28 protein-coding genes and 1 pseudogene are annotated in these 20,927 nt (G+C 61.5%); 14 read left to right on the forward strand and 15 right to left on the reverse strand.

Annotated features, from left to right (window positions below; translation table 11 throughout):
- Nucleotides 1–599: 599 nt before the first annotated feature.
- The 4 genes and pseudogenes from JQ558_RS37310 to JQ558_RS19660 form a co-directional block, all read left to right on the forward strand.
- A pseudogene (locus tag JQ558_RS37310) lies at nt 600–695 on the forward strand (DNA ligase); the annotation flags it as partial.
- A gap of 921 nt (nt 696–1,616) precedes the next feature.
- Nucleotides 1,617–2,000 carry a PRC-barrel domain-containing protein gene (locus JQ558_RS19650; RefSeq protein ID WP_212211841.1) on the forward strand — a complete coding sequence of 128 codons (384 nt, stop codon included), beginning with the start codon at nt 1,617–1,619 and terminating at the stop codon, nt 1,998–2,000.
- Nucleotides 2,001–2,836: 836 nt separating this feature from the next.
- Nucleotides 2,837–3,172 (forward strand): hypothetical protein, encoded by a 336-nt coding sequence (locus JQ558_RS19655; protein WP_212211842.1) that lies wholly within the window; start codon nt 2,837–2,839, stop codon nt 3,170–3,172.
- A gap of 541 nt (nt 3,173–3,713) precedes the next feature.
- Nucleotides 3,714–3,998, forward strand: a complete 285-nt coding sequence (locus tag JQ558_RS19660) for a hypothetical protein (protein ID WP_212294615.1) — start codon at nt 3,714–3,716, stop codon at nt 3,996–3,998.
- 220 nt (nt 3,999–4,218) lie between these two features.
- Here the strand turns inward: JQ558_RS19660 and JQ558_RS19665 are convergent, their stop codons facing one another.
- Nucleotides 4,219–4,494 (reverse strand): hypothetical protein, encoded by a 276-nt coding sequence (locus JQ558_RS19665; protein ID WP_212294616.1) that lies wholly within the window; start codon nt 4,492–4,494, stop codon nt 4,219–4,221.
- A gap of 74 nt (nt 4,495–4,568) precedes the next feature.
- The gene (locus JQ558_RS19670) at nt 4,569–5,432 is read right to left on the reverse strand and encodes a hypothetical protein (protein WP_212294617.1); all 864 of its coding nucleotides are present in this window, start codon (nt 5,430–5,432) and stop codon (nt 4,569–4,571) included.
- Between JQ558_RS19670 and JQ558_RS19675 the strand changes: the two genes are divergently transcribed.
- Nucleotides 5,398–5,784, forward strand: a complete 387-nt coding sequence (locus JQ558_RS19675) for a hypothetical protein (RefSeq protein ID WP_212294757.1) — start codon at nt 5,398–5,400, stop codon at nt 5,782–5,784. The genes JQ558_RS19670 and JQ558_RS19675 overlap by 35 nt on opposite strands.
- Before the next feature lie 173 nt (nt 5,785–5,957).
- Nucleotides 5,958–6,128 carry a hypothetical protein gene (locus JQ558_RS19680; RefSeq protein ID WP_212211850.1) on the forward strand — a complete coding sequence of 57 codons (171 nt, stop codon included), beginning with the start codon at nt 5,958–5,960 and terminating at the stop codon, nt 6,126–6,128.
- A gap of 250 nt (nt 6,129–6,378) precedes the next feature.
- Here JQ558_RS19680 and JQ558_RS19685 read toward each other — a convergent pair whose 3' ends face one another.
- The 4 genes from JQ558_RS19685 to JQ558_RS19700 form a co-directional block, all read right to left on the reverse strand.
- The gene (locus JQ558_RS19685) at nt 6,379–6,633 is read right to left on the reverse strand and encodes a hypothetical protein (protein WP_212271692.1); all 255 of its coding nucleotides are present in this window, start codon (nt 6,631–6,633) and stop codon (nt 6,379–6,381) included.
- Between the two features lie 55 nt (nt 6,634–6,688).
- Nucleotides 6,689–6,898 (reverse strand): hypothetical protein, encoded by a 210-nt coding sequence (locus JQ558_RS19690; RefSeq protein ID WP_212211853.1) that lies wholly within the window; start codon nt 6,896–6,898, stop codon nt 6,689–6,691.
- A 137-nt stretch (nt 6,899–7,035) separates the two neighbouring features.
- The gene (locus tag JQ558_RS19695) at nt 7,036–7,542 is read right to left on the reverse strand and encodes a ferritin-like domain-containing protein (RefSeq protein WP_212211986.1); all 507 of its coding nucleotides are present in this window, start codon (nt 7,540–7,542) and stop codon (nt 7,036–7,038) included.
- A 255-nt stretch (nt 7,543–7,797) separates the two neighbouring features.
- Nucleotides 7,798–7,956 carry a hypothetical protein gene (locus tag JQ558_RS19700; protein ID WP_212211854.1) on the reverse strand — a complete coding sequence of 53 codons (159 nt, stop codon included), beginning with the start codon at nt 7,954–7,956 and terminating at the stop codon, nt 7,798–7,800.
- An 82-nt stretch (nt 7,957–8,038) separates the two neighbouring features.
- On the opposite strand from JQ558_RS19700, the gene JQ558_RS19705 reads away from it, so the two are divergent.
- On the forward strand, nt 8,039–8,293 hold the full coding sequence (locus JQ558_RS19705; protein ID WP_212294618.1) for a hypothetical protein: 255 nt from the start codon (nt 8,039–8,041) through the stop codon (nt 8,291–8,293).
- A 341-nt stretch (nt 8,294–8,634) separates the two neighbouring features.
- On the opposite strand, the gene JQ558_RS19710 is transcribed toward JQ558_RS19705, so the two are convergent.
- The 6 genes from JQ558_RS19710 to JQ558_RS19735 form a co-directional block, all read right to left on the reverse strand.
- Nucleotides 8,635–8,892, reverse strand: a complete 258-nt coding sequence (locus JQ558_RS19710) for a hypothetical protein (RefSeq protein WP_212212019.1) — start codon at nt 8,890–8,892, stop codon at nt 8,635–8,637.
- Nucleotides 8,893–8,967: 75 nt separating this feature from the next.
- On the reverse strand, nt 8,968–9,180 hold the full coding sequence (locus JQ558_RS19715) for a hypothetical protein (protein ID WP_249119417.1): 213 nt from the start codon (nt 9,178–9,180) through the stop codon (nt 8,968–8,970).
- Nucleotides 9,181–9,307: 127 nt separating this feature from the next.
- Entirely contained in the window at nt 9,308–9,538 is a 231-nt protein-coding gene (locus JQ558_RS19720; protein ID WP_212001304.1) for a hypothetical protein, read from the reverse strand.
- 176 nt (nt 9,539–9,714) lie between these two features.
- Entirely contained in the window at nt 9,715–9,999 is a 285-nt protein-coding gene (locus JQ558_RS19725) for a hypothetical protein (protein ID WP_212294619.1), read from the reverse strand.
- Nucleotides 10,000–10,198: 199 nt separating this feature from the next.
- Complete coding sequence (locus JQ558_RS19730; RefSeq protein WP_212211860.1) at nt 10,199–10,339, reverse strand: hypothetical protein; 141 nt, start codon at nt 10,337–10,339, stop codon at nt 10,199–10,201.
- A 198-nt stretch (nt 10,340–10,537) separates the two neighbouring features.
- Nucleotides 10,538–10,717 carry a hypothetical protein gene (locus JQ558_RS19735; protein WP_212294620.1) on the reverse strand — a complete coding sequence of 60 codons (180 nt, stop codon included), beginning with the start codon at nt 10,715–10,717 and terminating at the stop codon, nt 10,538–10,540.
- 189 nt (nt 10,718–10,906) lie between these two features.
- Here JQ558_RS19735 and JQ558_RS19740 point away from each other — a divergent pair, with 189 nt between their 5' ends.
- Entirely contained in the window at nt 10,907–11,950 is a 1,044-nt protein-coding gene (locus JQ558_RS19740; protein ID WP_212211866.1) for an HWE histidine kinase domain-containing protein, read from the forward strand.
- A 162-nt stretch (nt 11,951–12,112) separates the two neighbouring features.
- On the opposite strand, the gene JQ558_RS19745 is transcribed toward JQ558_RS19740, so the two are convergent.
- The 3 genes from JQ558_RS19745 to JQ558_RS19755 form a co-directional block, all read right to left on the reverse strand.
- The gene (locus JQ558_RS19745; RefSeq protein ID WP_212211869.1) at nt 12,113–13,417 is read right to left on the reverse strand and encodes a M20/M25/M40 family metallo-hydrolase; all 1,305 of its coding nucleotides are present in this window, start codon (nt 13,415–13,417) and stop codon (nt 12,113–12,115) included.
- A 28-nt stretch (nt 13,418–13,445) separates the two neighbouring features.
- A complete protein-coding gene (locus JQ558_RS19750) occupies nt 13,446–13,961 on the reverse strand; it encodes a hypothetical protein (protein ID WP_212294621.1) in 516 nt (171 codons plus the stop codon).
- A gap of 123 nt (nt 13,962–14,084) precedes the next feature.
- Complete coding sequence (locus JQ558_RS19755; RefSeq protein WP_212294622.1) at nt 14,085–15,629, reverse strand: acetolactate synthase large subunit; 1,545 nt, start codon at nt 15,627–15,629, stop codon at nt 14,085–14,087.
- A 221-nt stretch (nt 15,630–15,850) separates the two neighbouring features.
- Here JQ558_RS19755 and JQ558_RS19760 point away from each other — a divergent pair, with 221 nt between their 5' ends.
- The 6 genes from JQ558_RS19760 to JQ558_RS19785 all read left to right on the forward strand — a co-directional run bounded on the left by JQ558_RS19760 (nt 15,851) and on the right by JQ558_RS19785 (nt 20,898).
- The gene (locus tag JQ558_RS19760; protein WP_212211872.1) at nt 15,851–16,435 is read left to right on the forward strand and encodes a L,D-transpeptidase; all 585 of its coding nucleotides are present in this window, start codon (nt 15,851–15,853) and stop codon (nt 16,433–16,435) included.
- Between the two features lie 164 nt (nt 16,436–16,599).
- The gene (locus JQ558_RS19765) at nt 16,600–17,379 is read left to right on the forward strand and encodes a DUF2927 domain-containing protein (RefSeq protein ID WP_249119416.1); all 780 of its coding nucleotides are present in this window, start codon (nt 16,600–16,602) and stop codon (nt 17,377–17,379) included.
- A gap of 220 nt (nt 17,380–17,599) precedes the next feature.
- Complete coding sequence (locus JQ558_RS19770; RefSeq protein ID WP_212294623.1) at nt 17,600–18,589, forward strand: ABC transporter substrate-binding protein; 990 nt, start codon at nt 17,600–17,602, stop codon at nt 18,587–18,589.
- Between the two features lie 283 nt (nt 18,590–18,872).
- Nucleotides 18,873–20,042 carry a trans-acting enoyl reductase family protein gene (locus JQ558_RS19775; RefSeq protein WP_212294624.1) on the forward strand — a complete coding sequence of 390 codons (1,170 nt, stop codon included), beginning with the start codon at nt 18,873–18,875 and terminating at the stop codon, nt 20,040–20,042.
- 71 nt (nt 20,043–20,113) lie between these two features.
- Entirely contained in the window at nt 20,114–20,491 is a 378-nt protein-coding gene (locus tag JQ558_RS19780; protein WP_212294625.1) for a GYD domain-containing protein, read from the forward strand.
- Nucleotides 20,492–20,718: 227 nt separating this feature from the next.
- On the forward strand, nt 20,719–20,898 hold the full coding sequence (locus tag JQ558_RS19785) for a hypothetical protein (protein WP_212211882.1): 180 nt from the start codon (nt 20,719–20,721) through the stop codon (nt 20,896–20,898).
- The last annotated feature ends 29 nt before the right edge of the window (nt 20,899–20,927 follow it).

Here is a 20,927-nt window from a genome sequence, read left to right on the forward strand (position 1 = left end):
AAAATCGAATACCAGTACTACGATTTCGGTACCCGGAACGCTCTCTTTACCAGCGCTGCTGGCGTCGTCACCGCTGTTGGATTCCGCAACGACGAGCATACGATCAAGGCCGGCCTGAACTACCGGTTCGGTTGGGGCAACGCGGCGGCTTCTCGTTACTGACGACTTTTGAGATGCAGATTAAGAGGGTCAGCCGTCAGGCTGGCCCTTTTTTTGTCCAACGCTGACGTGCGCTCGCGAAACATTCGCATCGTCCCGGCTCATTCGACCGAAACCCGCGCAAGGCCACCCATGCCGATCGCGTTTGCCCCTGCCCCGCTGAGGTCGATGCACCGGCTAAAGGCGACAATTCGACATTACGAAGTCATGGATCTGGCCGTGATACTCGCCGGTATCATCATCTTAGAAATTGGCAACCTCCGAAAGGGCATGCTGACAAAATGACGTCCTGCTGAGATTCGCACTCTGCGTCCCCCGCGATGTGTAGGTGATTTGGGGTGCAGGGCAATATCTTTGATTTGCAGAAATTCAGGATTTTGACATGATTTCTTGAAATCGGAAGTGATTTACCCGTCGGGTCAATTTGTCGCGGATGCCCTTGGGTTGAGGCCCAGCTGCTGGCCGAGATCGACTACCGAGCGAAGTCCGCCGAGGGCAAGGTGTGGCACCCGTTCCTCAAGGATCTGAGGGAGGACTTCGCAGGAATGCAGGTCTCGAATATCTTTGTCAGTACACCGCGCAACCATCGACCCACTCCACCAGAACATTGGGGAAAAAACGGAAAAGTCCTAGGCCGAATCTGATCAGTGAAAACGAAGAAGAGGCCAACGAGAGAGCGCTAAGCAATTCGCGGGCTCCGCTATTTGCGAAGCTAGCGCGTCACCACCTCAGTTGGCGGCTCCGACCGTGAATAGGCGGCCCCAGCACGCCTGGCGCTTGCGCTGGGGCCGCCATGCCGCGTGGCAACGGCGGTTGCCAGCGGGTTCTTGCCAAGTTACCGCAACTTGATTGATCTTTTCGAACCAGTTCGGAGTACCTATTTCGGGAACAAGTGGCAATTTGTTGCGTTGCTGTCCCGTCCGGAGGGATACTGGACATATGCCTTCACGGCCTCAGCGCACGCTTCCCCTTAGACGCTGGGGCCGTTTTTTGTGCCCGCTTGGCGTGGGTCGAAGCCGATGGGCGGCAGCACCAGGATCGGGTCAATTACCTTAGACTGTTGAGATCGGCGCGAGGGAAGGAATTCCACTTATGCGTTCGACATCAATTCTGATTGCCATCATTGCAGCATTCGTCTCAGCGACCCCTGCACGCGCCTTGGAATCCAGCATGACGGCGAGATCGTCACTGCGAACTCTGAGCGCAGATCGGTGATTTCCTATAAACCGAATACTTGCCCGTCGGGTCAATTTGTCGCGCAAATGCAAGGCTCGCGCGATGAGCGCTGCCGATCGCGGCCGCATAGGCCTCTCAAACCGACGTTGCAGGCGGTTCCATCGCTTCTCCGTCGGCAACGACAGATCGGTGATTGGCGCTGTGAAATGTTCTCCGAAATTAGGAACGACCCCGTAGCGGCCGAGTTAAGCCGACAAACCACCAGTTAGGGAGACGAAACCATGGCCCGTGCAACAGCCCATCCGGATCATCACTGCATCTCGAGCGAAGACATTCAGGGCACCGAGGTTTACGGTGCACAAGGAAAGAATATCGGCGAGATCGATCACCTCATCATCGACAAGATGTCAGGTCGCGTGGCCTATGCCGTCATGAGCTTTGGCGGATTTGCCGGGTTGGGCCACAGCCACTATCCCATCCCCTGGGGCGCTCTGACATTTGATACGTCGCTTGGTGGTTTTCGAACCAACATCACCGAGCAGCAGCTGAAGGATGCGCCTGAGTTCAGTGATGACTCGTGGGAGGATCGAGATTGGGAAGCGCGCACCCACCAGTACTACGGGACGCCTACGTACTGGGAGTCGCGAGGTGGCCAAATACGCTAGGCAGCGCATGTACCAGCTGCGTCATTGAACAACGGATCAATGACGCGGATGGGTGTGATGCCGGAAATCAAGGCGAACTGCCGGAAGGCAGTTCGCCGGCGCAGGTTCTTGTCACTTCAGATCGCTCTTGGAGCGCGGCCAGCGCGTCAGGACGATACTGCCGCTTGATTCAGTGGATTGAGCCGTCTTCGGTCTTGTCGACGGTTCGCAGTTCGTGGGCGCATTAGCATTTGCGCAACCCCGCCTCTTTTGTCGTCGATCATCGGCGGATTACGCCGGAGCCTGCCATCGGGCGGCGCTACGCGCGGACCCGTTGGGCCCAATCCCCTCCGCATGATGGCGATCATACTTTTCGCCGCATACTGCGCGGACGCTCTTCGATCAGGACACGGCGCCAATGACCGAACGAAGGTCATGGCCGTCGCGTATCGGAGTACTCCGGAAGAGTGACTGCAGCTCGCTGACGAGCCGGGTTATGATGCCCAGAAGTGCAGCAGGATCGCGACTTTGGATGGAATACAAGATTTACTTCGCGCTGGTCGGCGTAGCCGGGCTGATCGGATCGTTTGTCACTGCAGCCTTCATGCCGTTGAGTGGGCGATAGGCAGTATCTGACTGCCTCTTCTCTCACCTTTCTGCCTGACGGGTCCGGCCGAATGCGGTGCAGGTCTCTGCAGGGTCTTGGCTATTGATGCCACGGAAAAGTGCGGCGGTTGGCAAGAGCGGATGTACCTCTTGCCAATGCCAGGGCCCCGGAGCGATCCGGGGCCTTTTCGCCGTCCTGAAGCAATCACTCTGCGCTGTTGTGTACGGGTATCGTTGCGTGGAGTTGCTTTATGAGTAAGTCCATTTGGACCCCATCGATCGTTCCAAACGAGCACAATCGAGAGGTCTACCTGGTGGTCGATGACTTTGGCTCCCTCGGCCGAGCATGGCGGGGGAGTGGTGTCGGCGATACCGGCCTCGAAACGGTCGTGCGCGATCTGCTGGAGGGTCAATACTGCAACCCCGTCCGCGTTGCCGGTTTTAATGTCGCTGAGGGATGGTGCAGAGACGTTTCAGCAGACGTCGCCCACGAGCTGCAGAAACGTTGCTCGGATCAGATGCGAGAGCTGCCGAGCTTCCTGCAGGAATTCGTCCGCCGGCATGCCGGAAAAGCAACGCCCAGGTAGCGCCTGTCTGACCGCACGTTGCCGAGACCGAACGAGTCTTTAATCTTCCCACGTGCGCTGGCCGCACCGGCATTCAAACATGTGGACGATGCAGCCGGTGCGAGGATTCACTATCGTTCGAATCAGGGCCAACCGCTTCCCGCATGTGCTGCAGATCTTGTTGGTGTGGCTTTCCAAAACAGCCACCTCTTCACCGCGGATTAATTCCATAACCGCCTCCATGCCGAGTTCTGTTTTGAGGGGTGAGACCTAAGTCAGGTCCCCGACATAGTACGAGGGGGCGCGAACTATTCCAAATTAATTCGAAGGTGCGCCCTCCGTTCGAAAGGGTCAGCCTGCAATACCTACCGCTCCGCGTTTTTCGTCAAGACACGCAAGGCGCCGAAGAGACGGAAGCCTGGCACCGCTTCGCCTGGATCGGGAACAAGCAGCAACTGACTGCAATGAACTGTCGCCTATCGGGCAGACAACGACACCAGAAGCGATTTCAATCGGTCCCTACCTGAAGGCTGTGCAATCGCTCAATTGAACGGGTGGACGGATGGCGTACCAAATCAACAGATTGGTTGTCGGCACTCGTTTCAAGGTGAACCAACTCGGATCAGTCCGGTGCCCGGCGCTGGCCGGCAAGACCGGGACGGTTACCGGAATTAGCTATCGCAACACGGGCGTTGCCGTGCTGTTCGATGGCACCAAGAGACCAACTTACCTGCACAGGGATTTTATCAGCTCCATCCCCGATCGTTCGTTGACGACAGAAGAGGCGCGTTACGCAAACGCCAACCCGCACCACGCACTCAAGCGCGGCGATCGGCTGCATGCATAGCTAACCATCTCGTCGACGCGAGACTGTGCCGCAGGCTTCTGCGAGCACGGAATCTCGATTGCGATGTGCGGGTCAACTCCGTCCCACCGAGAAGACCACTCAGCGCGCGGACCGCATTTGCCGAGGCAGATTCGCAAGCGTCGCGGCTTTCGTAGTACTCGACCGCGCAACGGCAATCGCTTTGGTCACCTCCGATCCAAACAGGAATATTTGCGCGGAGTTATAAAGTCCACAGCAGGATCACGATCGCGGCGCCCGCTGCGCCATTGCACGAACTCGTCGCCAAGATACCAGCCGCGGCTTTGATCTCGAGCGCCTCGCCGTCGCGCGATACGAGAATGGCCGGCGGCGCAAGGATTAGTCGGAGCCCGGTCTCGCGTATCCGCGCCGTTCTGCCTCGGAGGTAAAATGGCATTTCGGACAGGTAAATTGAATCATCGGCCGAGACGACCAGGACGGCTTCACGATGTTCAACGCCATCGGCCACGCGTTGCATTTTGGACATGCGATCAATACGGCATCGGGGGCGAGGTCGGGGGTTCTCATCCGATCCACCTCACCCCGCCCGGTTCACGCGGGTTCGCGTCGATAAGCAACTCCAGAGCCGCGAGCACCCATCCAATGCGGCATCGGCGCACCGTCACGGTGGCGCCCGCCTATACCTGCCGCTGCCCATGCGATGACAGCACCCAGCAACAGGGCCGCGGCGACGGAGAAAGCGAGGATCACCGAGCTCCGGCGAGATTTGGCTATCGCAGTCCGAGAACTTGCGATTACGCCATCGACCCGTTTTTCGGCTTCGGGCCCGGCAAGACCAGTACTCGCGGCGACGAGTTGAGCCAGATAAGATCGGTCCTCACTGCTCATTCCCGAGTGGCTCGACGACGTCAGGAGGATTCTTCCGGCCTCCGCCCGCTCCTGCGAAAGGTCCACGTTCGCGGCGCGGCGCAAGGGCCTGAACAACCGGTCGATCTCATAGCTTAACAGCGGCTCTGCGGCGCTCGTCCTTGCCGAGGACATGTTGCTGTTGGACCGCGTCAGGGACGCACTTCCGAGCAACACCGCAAGCGCCACCCCGAGCACGACGGCGAGCGCCCAGGCAGCGAGACCATGCAAGCCGTCGCGCTGTTCGATTTCGTCAACATCCGAGACGGCCGGCGCGACACTCGTTCGCCCCGCAATGTAGCCTCCCACGCCGAAACTCAGTGCAGCCTGGATAATGAGATACAGTCCCGATAGAATCCAAAGTGCGGCGGACGCGTCCCGCCACGTCGGCGCCGTCGACGAAATCCCCAATCCGATGGTCGCGCCGAACGCCAACAGGATCGACGAAAGCGCGGTGGCCACCAGCGCACCCAGGATCGCCGGCGTCCAATTCAAATACCTCGGGGGGACTCCAATGGGAGCCGCGCCGGGTTCGATCTGTTTCACCATGTCAGCGCAGCCCGAAGAACGACAGTACGGCCAGGATGACGACGATCAATCCAACCAGATAAATCAAACCGTTCATTTTTCTCTCCTCGTTTTGCTAACGATCGAGCTTGCAGTTCATCATGCGCTTTGCGACGCGCGCTTTCCCGCCGCGTCGCGCCGATCAAGCAGCTTGAAAATGCCAGGCCAGCTGGGGCCCAACCTCTATCTAGCGATGCGCGAGCCAACCCGACACGGAAGTGCGCCGCGTAACCCGATAATGGAAACCTATTGGGAAGGTTCCAATCGCGAACAACATAAGACCTTGTCTCGGTCCGATGCGCTTGAGCAGATATTGGGTGCACTGCAACGATGACCGGGAAGAAATGGCAATCTTCAGTGCCCCCCGTTGCTCCTCGCGGAGGAGACGGAACCAAATCTGAAGACTGCGGTTTCATCGACGCATCATGAAGCTGGAGGATTTTCAGGAAGCTGCGATCGGGATTCTTCAGACACGAAAAACGCGCCGCCCCATGGAGGTGGCAAATCATGGTTGATCCGCATCAGGTTAACTCGATCATTGCAGATGCAATTTGCGAATGCTTCAAGGATCATCCCGAGCGAAGCATGGGCTTTGAGGAAGCCAAACAAATAGCAAAATGCGTCGTCGAGGCCCTCGCCGACGCCCGGCTGGAGATCCGCGTGCGTGAACAGGATTGAATGTTTGCGAGGTGTCTGGGCTTCCATCTTTGCCGTCGATGACGGCGGATGAGGGCTGGGGTGGGGCGTCGCCGCGAGTCATCGTATGGAGAGAGCCCCCACCCGCCGCGCTCTTCGAGCGCAGGTACCTAAGAGCGAGCTTCGCTCGTCTCGACCCCTCGAGCGAGAGAGGTGCACTGAGTTTGCGCCTACCGATTCACTCAAGTGGCATTAGGTTTGGTGCTCGCGTAATCCGCCCGATGGTCTTTCATCACTGGATCGTCTCATGCACGTCGAGAATGGGCACGTCCGGCGTGTTCATTATCTCGGCAATGATATTGTATGAAACGTCAACCGAGCCGGGCTTGTTCGGGTCAATCCTGACCTCCTTGACGTGAAGCGTCGCGCGAACCAGCCGGCCGTCGCTCAGGGTTATTTCGGTGACGCCGTGACGAATGCGGGAAACGACAGTTTCCGGGCGATGGCCGATGTTGAAGGAAAATGGTTGTGCGTATCCGAACTTCATGGCCTCACCCTCGCATTTCACGTGCAGTCTCATAACTTGCGCGCTTGCTGTCCGATCAGATTTTCGGCGCCCGGCCTGCGCGGTCGAATACCGGCACCTTCTCGACATCGTCGGGTGCTGCGGCAGACGGCGTATCTTCGGCAGCGTGTCGCAACGCCTCGGTCTCGGCGTCGAGGCCGTCAACGGTTTCGTTGGCCTGGCTGCCTGAATCGTGCGGTCGTGCCGGAACCTTGCCGTCCGTTTTGACTGGATTCTGTTTTGCCATTGTCTGTCTCCTTGGAGGTCAACAGACCAATGAACCGGGGCGCGGTCGGTTCCGTTGCGTTTATGTGATCGCGAGTAGCAAACGCAGAAGGGCCCCAGCGTAAGGCTGGAGCCCTTCGATGATGTCCGCTTGCCTGATTACGCGGCTTGCGCGGTCTCGGCGTGACGGTTGACCTCGGATTCCGCGAGCTGGCTCAGGGCGCTGTCCGTCGCCTTTTCTTCCTTGAGCGTCGCGTCGAGCAGCTTTACGGCGTCCTTGTAACCCAGTTCACTCGCCCAGGTCTTCAGCGTGCCATAGCGGGAAATCTCGTAGTGCTCGACGGCCTGCGCGGCAGCCAGAAGGCCGGCGTCGAGGGCGGGCATGCCCTTGTACTCATCCATGACTTCCTTGCCTTCATCGATGATTCCCATGATGGCATCGCAGGTCTTGCCCTTCGGGGTCTCGTCGATCGACGCAAACACCTGCTCCAGCCGCTCGACCTGGCCGTCGGTCTCGGCCAGATGCTTTTCAAAAGCCGCCTTGAGTTTTGGGGACTGCGCCGCCTTGGCCATCTTCGGCAACGCCGAGAGGATCTTCTTTTCCGCGAAGTAGATGTCCTTCAACGTATCGAGGAACAGGTCCTGCAGTGCTTTCTCTTTCGCCATACCGGCCTCCAGCTGTTGGATTGTGTTGCGGTAGAACCAGCCGTACCGGGAGTTGTTCCTCAACTGCGTCCCGCTGGGACGATTCATTTTTCTCGGCTCATTTTTGTTTTCGGTGCGCCGCAGCGGGCGGACCTGAATCACAAGGACCGCAAACCCGATCAGGCTCGCGACGACGATCGCGATCGACAGATGACCGCCTTGCCCATCATTTTTCGCACCGGCGGCCATCGTTGCGCCCTTCCTTGGCGCCTATCGTTAGTGTGTGTCGCTCTGCTGCCACTTCTCCAGATCGGGCGTCTTGTCGCTCGGCTTCTGCTCCTTCTCGGGAGGCCCTTTCCAGGGTTTGTCGGTCTGGGAATGCGAACCCCAGTCGGTTCGCTGCCGGGGATCGTCCTTCGGGGTTTCTTTGCTCATCGGGTTCTCTTGCATCGGTTACCCCTGGGAAATCCCCTGTCCCGGCGTCCGTTCCATGAGGGAATGCCGAAGTCTGCGTGGAATGCGTCGATGCGTCGCGCTGATTTATTTCATCACGGTGCTCACGGGATGGAGAACGCGGACGACCGGTTGTCTCCGCGTTACCGTAAACGGGAAACCGAAGCAGCAGCCACAGAAGATCCAGAATCAAAAAACGCCGTCGAGCGGCGTGGTCACCGGCCTGGCGCTCGTTGCACGCGTTGTCGCGCGGATTGCAGGACGCGGCCAAAATCCCATCAACCGTCAGAGCGTAATCGGCAAGACCGCTACCGGCTGATTGGAAAGGAATCGCTCACGGCTTTTGCTCGGGATGGAGCGCGGCCTTTTCGGCTATCATTTGCTTTATCAAACCGGCGATCCCATCCAGCGTGAGCTGGTCAGTCACATGCGTTGATATTCGCCTGTAGTGTTCGATCTTGCCGTCGAGTTCGGCGTGCCGTTTGCACATTGCTCACCTGCTTTCAGGCGGGAGCACGACACTTTCATCGCCGGTGGGACGGCGATGAAACGGCAACTCCGATCTTTATGTCGGGTTCCTCTGACATCGTGACCCGAGCTGGATCGCCCCGGGTGAGGCGGATCGAACGGCCACCGGCAGCGATGCTGCGACAGCACTCCCTACCCATAGCGGGGCGGCCGCGACGGAGTAGCCTTCGGCTGCGAAGGCGCGATGCGTGCTGTTCCCGTTTCGATGGCCGGTTTGGCGCCCTCGGCCGCGCGATTCTGGCGGGATGCAAGGATCTGTTCGGCGAGGTATTCCCACCGCTCGGCCTCACCGAGCAACCTCCAGCTATTGTCCGGATCGCACGCGGCCTGTTGCCGGCAGAGCAAGGCCGTCGCGCGATACGCTTCAGCGCTCTTGAAACCGCTTTCCATAAGATCCTCCCCAGCTTTCGCGAGGTGCGACCAACCCCGCGTGAGGAGCAGAACGTTCCAGCCGCAGCCCCGTTCCTATGACGCCAGCGACAGGCCCTGTTCGGCTCGAAAACGCTGGTAGGCAGCGATGGCGGTGTTGGAGAGAAGCAGCCGGCGGCGCTCGCCGCGGCGAACCATCGCTTCGATCGTGTCGAGCAGGTGATTGGCTGCGGTGTCGGGATGGCCGAGTTCGCCCGTTGCCTCCAGATAGTCCCAGGCGATCTGGAAGGAATCTTCAATCGTTGTCATCAGCGTTTCGGTCATGAAGGCAAACGCCGCCGGGGATGACCTGTTCCGCGACCATCTGCCGCTTGAAGCAACCATCTGCCGCTTGAGGTAAATCGCGCGCGCCAAGGGTTCGGGCGACGTCGCGCATTCAAGGAACGTGATCGTTCCTGCTGCCGCCGATGCGATGCGGCTTGTTGAGGAAGTATCCGCGATTGCCGAGTGCGGCTTCCGCGTATTGGTCGATCGAGACGATGATGGCCTGGACGTGCTGGTAGCACCAGCCTTCGCGGCAGGCCAACGTCCGCACTTCGGCGAGCGCCTTGATCCAGGGCGGATTATCCGCGTTGTGGTCGTACCATTTCAGCGGATCTGACGGCATCGGAATGGCCTCGCTTCATCAAATCTTCCAGCTCCGCCCGCTTGCGCGAAAGCAGGAGCTCAGCCGTCGCGTTGTCGAAGCCGGACTGATCCAGCCGGCGAACTGCCGAGCCCAGTTCGGCAAGCTGCCTGCGCAGCTTTTCGACTCTTGATTTCCAGGCCTCTTGATATCCAGCCTCATCGCACACGGCGGCCGCGCGCGCCTTTCAAGGGCCCGCGGCCGACGGCGCGGCAATCCGCTTTCAGCCGCTCATCGACATCGAGCAGGCGTTCTTCGCCGCCGAGCCTGTTCCGCTCGCTGATCAGCCCGAGCATCACGACGCGCATGGCCATCAGCTGGATCGAGGCCTCAGCGCAGTCTTCGTCGCGGTTGATGTGTTGGCGGATGGTACTCTCGGCATCCAGCATTTGAGAGCGCAAGAACCTGATTTTCCTGCGGATTTCGTTCAATCTGTTGTCCATGGCTCACCTCACCGGGGGTTGGAGCCTATAGAGAACAAACAAAGAACAAATATCAAGTTAACAATGCGGGCGGAGCCAAGAATCTTTGTGGGTCAATCTTTGTGGGGTCGTGTGGGCCGCGCCCGATCGGCTGGTGAACGGGCGCGGGCGTGGCCTGCGCGTAACCGTGCGACCAGCGGTCGTCCGAGCCATCGCGTCGTCAGATCCCGAATACCCAGACCGCGACGATGGTGCCCAGGGTCGCGAGCCCGCTGATGGTCCATCCGGTTGCGTAGAGAAGGTTGTCCTCGCCGGTGCCGCGCATCGCGTCGGCATCCGCGGTTTCTGATCGCCAGTGCATGGCGCATCTCCACAGAGCCTGCCCGCGCTGACAACGCCGGGCCGGGTTCCCGGTTCCATCATTCCCAGATCACACAATCGAGCATTGATCGCCGTTTTGAAGGGTGGCCAAGGCCAAAACCGGCGCGCCCGAGCAGGTCACAAAAAAAGGCCGCCCCCGGGCGGCCCTCTGAGTGCTTCGCGCCGTCGGCGAAGACCATTACACCAGCAACAGACGGTCCTTATTCGCGGGCGCCAGCTCATCCTCGTCTTTGACGATGATGGTGACGTCCCAGCCTTCGCTGGCCCATACGCGCGCCTTGGCGAGTGCCATCAGCGAACTCGTCCTGTCCATCCTGACGGTCTCGTTGTCCCGTTCCGCCACGATCCTGTACGCCATGCAAGTTCCCCTTCCGCATCCTGTTTGGCGGAACATTTGAATCCGGCTTTGACCGCAATTTGCTGACAATTTGTCCAATTGGCGGCCCGCCGGGCGGCGCCGGACCGCAAAACGCCTTATTTCGCCGAGCCACGCGGAACGTTTGCCTTTGTGACGAATTAGCGTCAGTGCGGGCGGGGAGAAATAAGTATGTTGAATTTGTTCCGGCATTCCGAAGCTGCCGATCTCGAAGATATCCTGGCCCGGCACGCCATCAGGAACACCGCCGCAGCTGACGACACGGAATCGCGTGAGAAGCAGTTCCGCGATCTGCTGCAGGCGCTGCCCGCCGCCATCTACACGACAGATGCCGAAGGCCGGATCACGTTCTTCAACCATGCCTGCATCGAGTTCGCCGGCCGCACGCCGAAGATCGGTGAGATGTGGTGCGTGACCTGGAAGCTGTTCTGGCCGGACGGCACGCCGCTGCGCCACGAAGATTGTCCGATGGCGATTGCGCTCAAGGAAAACCGCCCGGTGCGCGACGTCGAGGCGATCGCCGAACGGCCCGACGGCTCGCGCATCTGCTTCATGCCATACCCGACACCGCTGCGCGACGAGGCCGGCCGGCTGCTCGGCGCCGTCAACATGCTGGTCGACATCACCACCCGCAAGCAGGCCGAAGAGCGCATGATGCTGCTGACCGGCGAAGTCGATCATCGCTCGAACAATCTGCTCGCCGTGATCCAGGCCATGCTGCGGCTGACCAAGGCCGACAGCGCCGAAGAGTTTCAGGCCGCATTCCAGGGGCGCTTGAGTGCGCTTGCCAATGTGCAACGGCTGTTCTCGGTGTCGCGCTGGACCGGCGCCAGCATCCAGACCATCATTCAGGAAGAATTGAAGCCCTATGGCTCGACGCGGGTCAGCATGACCGGGACCGACGTCCGGCTTCCCGCTTCACTCGCGCAGGCCATCGCGGTGGCGATCCACGAACTCGCGACCAACGCCGCCAAATACGGCTCGCTGTCGGGCCCCGCGGGCAAGATCGACATCCACTGGCAGATCGATGAGGCCGACAGCCTTCAGCTGCGCTGGACGGAATCCGGCGGTCCCCAAATTGCCGAACCGATGCGGAAAGGATTTGGCGTCGACGCGATCGACGGCATGGTCCGCACCCTCAGCGGCCGGATCACGCGGCAGTGGAAGCCCGAAGGACTGGACTGCGAATTGTCGTTCCCGGTGATCGGGGCATAGTACTAACACCCTGTTCGTCATGCCCGGCCTTGTGCCGGGCATCCACGTCTTAGCCTTACCTAAGCAAGAAGACGTGGATGGCCGGTGGCATAGGCGAGCGAAGCGACGCCGCCCTTCAGACGGCTATGCCCGGCCATGACGGCTGTGATTAAGACCTCGCCCCTACTTCCCCTGCCTCACCACCAGCGCCGGCTTGGTCACGCCGTCGAGGCCGGTCAACATCAGAACCGTCAGCAGCGCGTTTTGCGGGCCGAAATACGCATCCGTCGGCTTGTACCATTCGTTGCGCGAGTGCCAGTTGCCGCCCTCGCCGCCGCCGCCGATGGTGACGGCGGGAATGCCGAGCGACATCGCGATGTTGGAGTCGGTCGAGGAGCCCGCAAAGGTCACCCGCGGCGCGCGGGTGACGGCGGCGACCGCGCGCTGCGTCGCCTGAACGATCGGGGAATCCATCGGCACGATTCCGGCGGGCCGGTCGCCGATCATCCTGGCCTCGACGCCAAGCTTGTCGGACTTCCAGCGCGCGTTTTCATCCGCCACCGCCTCCTTGACCAGATCGAGCAGGCGCGCCTCGAGCTTGAGCAGTTCATCGGTCGAATTCGAGCGCATGTCGACCGCCATCCGTGCTTCGGCCGCGATGGCGTTGACCGAGGTGCCGCCGACGACGGTGCCGACGGTGAAGGTGGTCTTGGGATCGGACGGCGGCTGCAGCTCGGAGATTTTGGCGATCGCGCGGCCCATGGCGTGGATCGCGCTCGGCAGGCCAAACTCCTGGAACGAGTGGCCGCCGGGCCCCTTGAAGATGAACTCGTAGCGATGGCTGCCGGTCGCCTGGTTGACGACGCGGGTGATGCCGAGCCCGTCGATCGAGATGAAGCCGTCGATGTCCTTGTGATCGCGGAACAGCGCCTTGACGCCGCGCAAATTGCCGAGTTCCTCCTCGCCGACGGTGCCGACGAACATGATGTCGCCGACGGTCGCGATCTCGTTGGCGTTCATGGCCTTGATCAGCGACAGCAGCGCCGCCAGCCCGCGGGAATCGTCGCCGATGCCGGGCGCGACAAAGGCGCCGTCCTTTTCCTTCACCGTGACGTCGGTGCCTTCGGGGAAGACCGTGTCGAGATGCGCCGACACCACGAGTTTCGGACGGCCGCCGCCGGACCCCTTGCGCAGCGCGATGACGTTGCCTTCGCTGTCGATCGCGGCGTCCTTGAAGCCGAGCTCCTGCATCCGCTTCTGGTAGTATTCGGCACGGATCTTTTCCTTGAAGGGCGGCGCCGGAATTTCGGTGATGCGCTTTTGCTCGTCGAGCGTTCGCGCATCGTCGGCCTTGATGTCCTCAAGTGTCTTGGCGACCTTGGGATTGGCGAGGATGGGCTCTATCGCCGGCGCGGGCGCGGCCTGCCCCCAGGCCTGCGAAGCTGCCGCGACAAAGGCGATTGTCAGGATCGTGCGTTTGAAATTCATGAATGACTTCCCTCTCTCCTCGCAGGTCTCAGCCTGCCCTTAAGCCCGTATCCTTTAGCCGCTCGGCGAACCAGATCGACATAGCCGGATCGATCACGCCGCCGGTATAGACCTCAGACATCGCGACCTGCTTCCTGCCGAGCGTCACGAACACGCCGATCCAGTAGGCGAACCACAGATGCGGATCGGTCAGCGCCCGCAGCTTGTGCTGGTCGTGTTCCAGCGGCTGGTGATTGGCGGATTTCCGGACCTCGATCGTGAGCAGATTATTGGGGATCTCGCGCTGATGCACGACGATATCTGGGTAGATCGATTTGCCGAGATGGTCGTCGGTCGAGATGATCGAACCGTGCGGCAGCCGCAGCGTCCGCTCGCCGAGCCTGTCGTAGTCGCAATCGACCTGCCAGCCGGCAAACTGATGTTCAAGATGCACCGCCAGCCGGTGCGTCAGCGGGCGCTCGCCGACGTCCTTTTCGAGCAGGAACGTCTCGTGCGCGTAAAACTCTGACAGCGCCGTGACGACCTTGTTCAGCTCGGTCTGCATGTCGCCTCCGACCTTCCGTCATTCCGGGGCGATGCGAAGCATCGAACCCGGAATCTAGAGATCCCCCGGTGCGCAATTGCGCACCTGAGGTTCGCTTCGCGCCCCGGGATGACGGCTACGCCGTCACATCTGCACTTCGATCAACCGCGGCCCCGGCTCGGCGACGGCTTCCGCCAGCGCCTTGACGAAATCGTCGACATTGTCGACCGCCCGGCCGGGCACGCCCATGCCCTTGCCGAGCGCGACGAAGTCGATTGTCGGGCGGTCGATCTTGAGCATGTCGAGCGCACGCTGTCCCGGCTCGCCGGCGCCGACGCCGTCGAATTCGCCACGCAATATCTGGTAGATGCGATTAGCGAACACGATCGTGACGACGTTGAGGCCTTCGCGCGCCTGCGTCCACAGCGATTGCAGCGTGTACATCGCGCTGCCGTCGCCGACCATGCAGATCACCTTGCGGTCCGGGCAGGCGATCGCGGCTCCGGTCGCGACCGGCGTCGAGTATCCGATCGAGCCGCCCAGATTCTGGATCCAGTCGTGCGGGGCGCCGGCCGCCATCACCGGAAAGAATGCTCGCCCTGTGGTGACGGATTCGTCGACGACGATAGCATTGTCCGGAATAGCCATGGCGATCGCCTGGGCAATTGACGCATGGCTCAGGGCGCCGGTCGGCTTGACGAGTTCGACCTGGGTCTGCGGCTTCACGTCCGCCGGCTTGGCGCCCAGCGCAGACGCCAGCGCCTCCAGCGCCGCGACCGAATTCTCCCCGCTCGACGTCATGCGATGGACCTCGCAGCCCTCAGGCTTCAGCAAGCTGGGCTTGTTCGGATAGGCGAAAAACGCCACGGGATCGTTGGCTTCGACCAGCACGATGTGCCGAAAACCCTTCAGCGCCGCTTGCGCCGCTTCGATCACGTAAGGCACCCGATCGATCGAAAAACGCCCGCGGCCGCGCGCCATTCGTGGACTGGCCAGCGGGCCCATCACCCTGCAGCCGGTCTTGCCGGCGATTTGCGCGGCCAGCGCCAGTCCCTTCTCCGTCACCGCGCTGCCGGTCATCAACAGCAAGGTCTGTTCGCCTCCGCGCAGCACCTTTGCCGCCTTCTCGACGGCCTGCGGGGAGTAGCTTTGACGCTGCGATTCCAGCGGGACTTCGGCCACGCCATCGGCTTCGTTCCACGCGGTGTCGGCCGGCAGGATCAGGGTTGCGATCTGCGGCGGCGCACCGCTCGCCGCGGCGATGGCGGCAGCACCGTCACGGGCGACCGATTTCGCGTCCGGCGAAGTCCGAACCCAGGACGACATCGGTCGTGCCAGGCCCTCGATATCGGAGGTCAGCGGCGCATTGTATTCGATGTGGTAGGTGGCATGCTGGCCGACGATGTTGACGATGCCGGAATTGGCCTTCTTGGCGTTGTGCAGATTGGCAAGACCGTTGGCGAGCCCGGGGCCAAGATGCAGCAGCGTCGAGGCCGGGGTGCCCTTCATGCGGAAATAGCCGTCGGCGGCCCCCGTCACCACGCCCTCGAACAGGCCCAGCACGCAACGCATGCCCTCGACCCGGTCCAGTGCGGCGACAAAATGCATCTCCGACGTGCCGGGGTTGGTGAAGCAGACGTCGACGCCGCCTGCGACCAATGTCCGCACCAGACTTTCCGCACCGTTCATGGTCTCGCCCCCGTTCGCGATTGTTCTCAAGACGGCTCAAGATCAATCATTGTTCACCCGTTTCGTCAAAGGTTTAGCCGACAATGCAGCCATCGCCTCCGATGTGTTGCCTTTTTTAACCGCCGTGTCCGAAAATGGCGCGCTCACGGGCTCTTTGCTTGCGAAATCGCGGCAGTTATGGCCTGTCTCGCTGCATATTCTGATTTTTCACGAGGAAGAAAATGACCCGGGTTTTGGCTTTGTTATTTGCGGCATTGACGGTGCTGGCCGGTGTCGGTCACGCGCAAGCCCAGGATTTCGGGGGCTTCTTCGACTCGCGCGGCCTCTTCGGCGGCGGTCCCGATTTCCGAGGTGGCGGATCGAGCCCGATCCCGCGGCAGACGGTCAACTTCTCGGGCGGTTATGCCCCGGGCACGATCTACATCAACACCGCCGAGCGCCGGCTCTATCTCGTGGTCGGCAACGGCCAGGCGCTGCGTTACGGCATCGGCGTCGGCCGCGACGGCTTCCGCTGGAGCGGAACCCACCGCATCACGGCGAAAAAGGAATGGCCGAGCTGGACCCCGCCGTCGCAGATGCTGGCGCGGCGGCCCGATCTGCCGCGGCACATGAAAGGCGGCATCGACAATCCGCTCGGCGCCCGCGCGATGTATCTGGGATCGACGCTCTACCGCATCCACGGATCGAACGAGCCCGAGACCATCGGACAGGCGGTATCGTCCGGCTGCTTCCGCATGACCAACGACGATGTGACCGATCTCTATAGCCGCGTCTCGGTCGGCACCCCGGTGATCGTCAAGAACTAGCCGCATCCCAACGTCAGGGAACCGGCAGCGTCTGCGTTGACGCGCGAACAAGACTTGTTGACCTGAACCAGCCTCGCCTGGCGTGAACAAGTCTTGCGCGCACGCGCCGATTGCGGCAGCGTCGAGCCACAATGAGCGCAATTGGCCGGCCTCGATTCCCGCGAATGCTCGCAGCCGCTCTGGCGGCCGTAGCCCTCGGCGAAGTGTTGCTGCCCGCCGCGGCATTGGCCGGGGATCCCTCCGTCGCCCAGCGTCAGCGCGCCCAGAAGAAGATTTTCACGGACAGCGAGATCATCGAAGGCTTCTTCAAGATCGCCTTCGGCGCCGAGTATCACCTTGCCGGCCGCGTCGACCGCATCCGGAAATACGAGGCACCGGTGCGGGTGTTCGCCGACGGCACCCGCGCCGACCGCAAGGCCCAGCTCGCGAAGATCGTCGCCGACATCGCCACACGGGTCCAGCACCTCGATATCGCGATGGCCGCGAACAACGATGATGCCAATGTGCTGGTCAAACTGGTGCGGGACCGCGACCTCAACCGCACCATCATAACCTTCTACGGCAGCGAACGGGCGCGCGAGATTCGCTCCTCGCTCGACCCGCAATGCCTGAGCGGCTTCCGCAAGAACGAAAAGTTCGAGATCGAGCATTCCGACGTGATCCTCACCGTCGACAATGGCGACTTCGTCTTCTTCGATTGCGCCTATGAGGAATTGCTGCAATCGCTCGGCCCGATCAACGACACCCCGACCGTGCCCTGGACCATGTTCAACGACAATGTGTCGATGGGATATTTCGGCGTCTACGACCAGTACCTGCTCAACCTGCTGTACGATCCCCGGATCAAGGCCGGCATGACCGTGCAGGACGTCAGGGCGATATTGCCCGACGTGCTCGCCGACGTCCGTGCATGGGTGCGCAAGGTGAATAATCTGCCGGAGTGATATCCATCACGATCGCGGCGTTGACCTCCGTTAGCTTCCCTATCCTTCCCGACGCCGCCGTTGCGAGGTCCGCTTCGAGGGGAAGAGCGGTGGTCGTGGCCAACCGACGCGAATGCCCCAATTGAGACAGCCTGATCGGCCGGGCGCCATTTCTCACTCGCAGCGCATCCGCAAAGTGCTAGGCTTTAGGCCCGGGACGAGATGTGTTCTTGGGGGATGCATGCGTCGACGCGAGTTCATCACGCTGCTGGGAGGTGCGGCGGCAGCTTGGCCGCTGGCCGCGCGCGCGCAGCAGCCCGCAGGGCGGGTCTACCGGGTGGGTTACTTCGCAACCACCTCCCGGGAACGTTCGCTCCATCTTATGAAGGCGTTCGAAGAGGGCCTGCGGAGCCTCGGCTACCGCGTTGGCGAGAATGTCGCTATCGAGTATCGCTTTGCCGATGGCGAGATGGGACGGCTATCCGCGCTCGCCACAGACCTGGTCAGACTCGGTGTCGACGTCATCGTTGCAGGGAACAATACGAATACGGTTGCCGTCATGAAGGTGACCACGACGATCCCGATCGTCGTGGCCAGCAGTGCCGATCCAGTTAGTGCCGGGCTTGTCGCCAGTCTGGCGCGCCCCGGCGGGAACGTGACCGGGATCGCTCAGGACACGGGCGGCGAGCAACATGTCAAGCGGCTCGAGTTGGTGAAGGACACACTGCCGAACGTCTCGCGCGTGGGCGTTCTGTGGAATCCGGACTTTTCGCCCAATCCCGCCCGGCTGTCGTCGATGCAGGAGGCTGCCCCGGCGCTGGGCTTGACCCTTGTCCCGGCTGAAGCACGCGGGCTGGACGCACTCGAACAAGCGTTCGCGACGATGGTGAAGGAGCGCACGCAGGCGCTCGTCGTACTGAGCGATGGCGTGCTCTTCAACTTTCGTGGACAGATTGGCGTCATGGCCATCAGAGATCGGCTGCCGGCAGTCGCTGCCGCAAGAGAGTATGCCGAGACGGGTTTTCTTCTGACGTATGGGATTGATTTACGAGATGGATTTCGTCGATCCGCCGCCTTCGTCGACAAGATTTTCAAGGGTGCAAAGCCTGCCGACCTGCCGATCGAACAACCGACCAGGTTCGAGCTAGTGATCAATTTGAGGACCGCGAAGGCGCTTGGCGTTATCATGCCTCCAGCGCTGCTCGCCCGCGCCGACCAGGTGCTTGAATAGCGGGGTTGTTTGCTGTGGTGCAGTGCCTGCTTGTGGTCACAAAGCAGATCTGCCGCGATGGCCTATCGATGTCTGCTCCTGAAGGGCAAGAGGCCATCCCTGTCACGAGGCCCAACTTCCGCATTGCCCCCAACGGACGTTGCGCACCCCCAAAGGCAGGAACTGTGGTATCCTCCGTCAAACGCGATGGGACGGTTTGCTGCTCGTGCTGAGCGTCCTCGTGCCCTGCGATTGCAAACGGATCAGAAGATAGCTCTCCCGGATCTCCAGGAGGACCAACGTCGTGAAGCGGGACTTCGACCTCATCGTCTATGGTGCGACGGGTTACACCGGCCGTCTCATCGCCGAATATCTGGCGGCATCCTATCGCGGCGACGATGCTCCGTCCTGGGCGATTGCGGGACGCTCGACCGACAAGCTCCAGAAGGTGCGTGCCGACATCGGCGCACCGGACAGTTTGCCTCTGGTGAAGGCGGATGCCGCTGAGCCGGCCAGCCTACGTTCGATGTGCGAGCGTGCGACCGTGATTATCACGACGGTCGGGCCTTATCAGCTCCACGGTCCCGAGCTTGTGGCGGCCTGCGCGGCCACGGGCACGGCCTACGTTGATCTGTGCGGCGAACCTGCCTGGATGCGGCGCATGATCGACGCCCATCACGAAGAGGCGAAACGGACCGGGGCGCGCATCGTCTTTTCCTGCGGCTTCGATTCCATCCCGTTCGATCTCGGCGTGCTCACGTTGCAGGAGAAGGCGCGCGAGAAATTCGGGCGGCCGGCGCGCCGGGTTAAAGCCCGCCTGCGCAACGTGAGAGGCGGCATGTCTGGCGGCACCGCAGCGAGCGCTCGGGCGACGTTGGCCGCCGCCGCGCGCGACCCGGCCCTGATCCGGCTGCTGAACGATCCCTTCGCGTTGACGCCGGGGTTCACCGGGCCGTCTCAGCCGTCGGGCCTCGTCCCCGAATTCGACCCGCGCATGAACGTGTTGCTCGTGCCGTTCCCCATGGCGCCGATCAACACCAAGAACGTGCACCGCACGAATTTCCTGCTGGGTCATCCCTATGGCAAGGACTTCGTTTACGACGAGATGATGGTCGCGCCGGGATTTGGGGAACTCGCCCGCGTGACGACGGAGACGTTCGCCACGATGATTTCCCTGGTCGCGACCGGCGGTCTCAAACCCGGCGCAGGCCCGACCCGGGAAGCGCGCGAGAAGGGCCTCTACGACATCCTGTTCCTGGGCGAGCTGCCGGATGGTGGACGGGTCGAAGCGGTAGTCACGGGCGACCGCGATCCGGGCTACGGCTCGACCAGCAAGATGATCGCCGAGAGCGCTCTCTGTCTCGTGCGCGACGTGCAGGGCGAGGGTGGCATCTGGACGCCGGGCGCGCTGATGGGGCCGGCATTGCGCAAGCGCCTGAGCGAGCGCGCCGGCCTCACCTTCAGCGCGCATTGAGGTAGCGCTCAGAACTGCAGCGGCGTGCCGGACGACGTCGATCGTAACCAGCGAAAGCGGAGGAGACCAGCATGACGATTTACGTTTCTCAAGATCGTTACACCGCCGCGGCCATCAAAGGGATGTCTGCGAAACCGGAGGACCGTTCCGAGGCGGTCGCCGAGTTGTTTGCGGCCGCCGGTGGTCGGCTGATCAGTTGGTATCTGACTTTGGGGCCCTACGATTGGCTGATCATAGCTGAAGCACCGGATGAGCCCACGATGATTTCAGCGGTGCTCGCCGCCGCGGCTGGCGGAAGCCTTTCGGACATAACAACTACCGTGGCGCTCACGGCGAGCGATACGACGAAGGCCTTCCAGCGGGCAGGTGAGCTTACTCAGAAATTCAGATCGGCGGGCCGAGCCGATTACTACGGAGTAGGGATCGATTCGGGGCGTGAGATCGGCTAAGCTTGACTACCAAATTCCGGGATGCACGGTGCCGCTTGCACCACGAAGCCAACAAGATGTCGGCGGCTATGAGCGTGGTGCGGCCTTGTCAGGCCGAGCGTGGGCTGATCGCCAATGCAACTCGAAACGAATGTCCGCGCCCGCAGACGGTGTGTTGGCGCAAACCCTCATTCGGAAACTGAGCAGAGGGGGCATAATCCCTGGGGCCCGCACCGAGGAGCAACAATATGAAGCAACAGATCCCAGAGGAGCTTTCCACCAGGTTGATCCACTGCAGTCCCTTCGTGACCATGGACAGCGCGGTGCCGCCCCGAGATCCTGATGAAGACGAAGAGGACGAAGAGGACGAAGAGGAAGAGGACAATGCCGACGAACCGGCGGTCGTGCGCGAGCCGGACGACGACTAGACTGGCCTGTCGCTGGCAGCCGGCGTAGA

The organism is Bradyrhizobium sp. AUGA SZCCT0160 (assembly GCF_018130105.1).
In the GTDB taxonomy this organism is placed as follows: domain Bacteria; phylum Pseudomonadota; class Alphaproteobacteria; order Rhizobiales; family Xanthobacteraceae; genus Bradyrhizobium.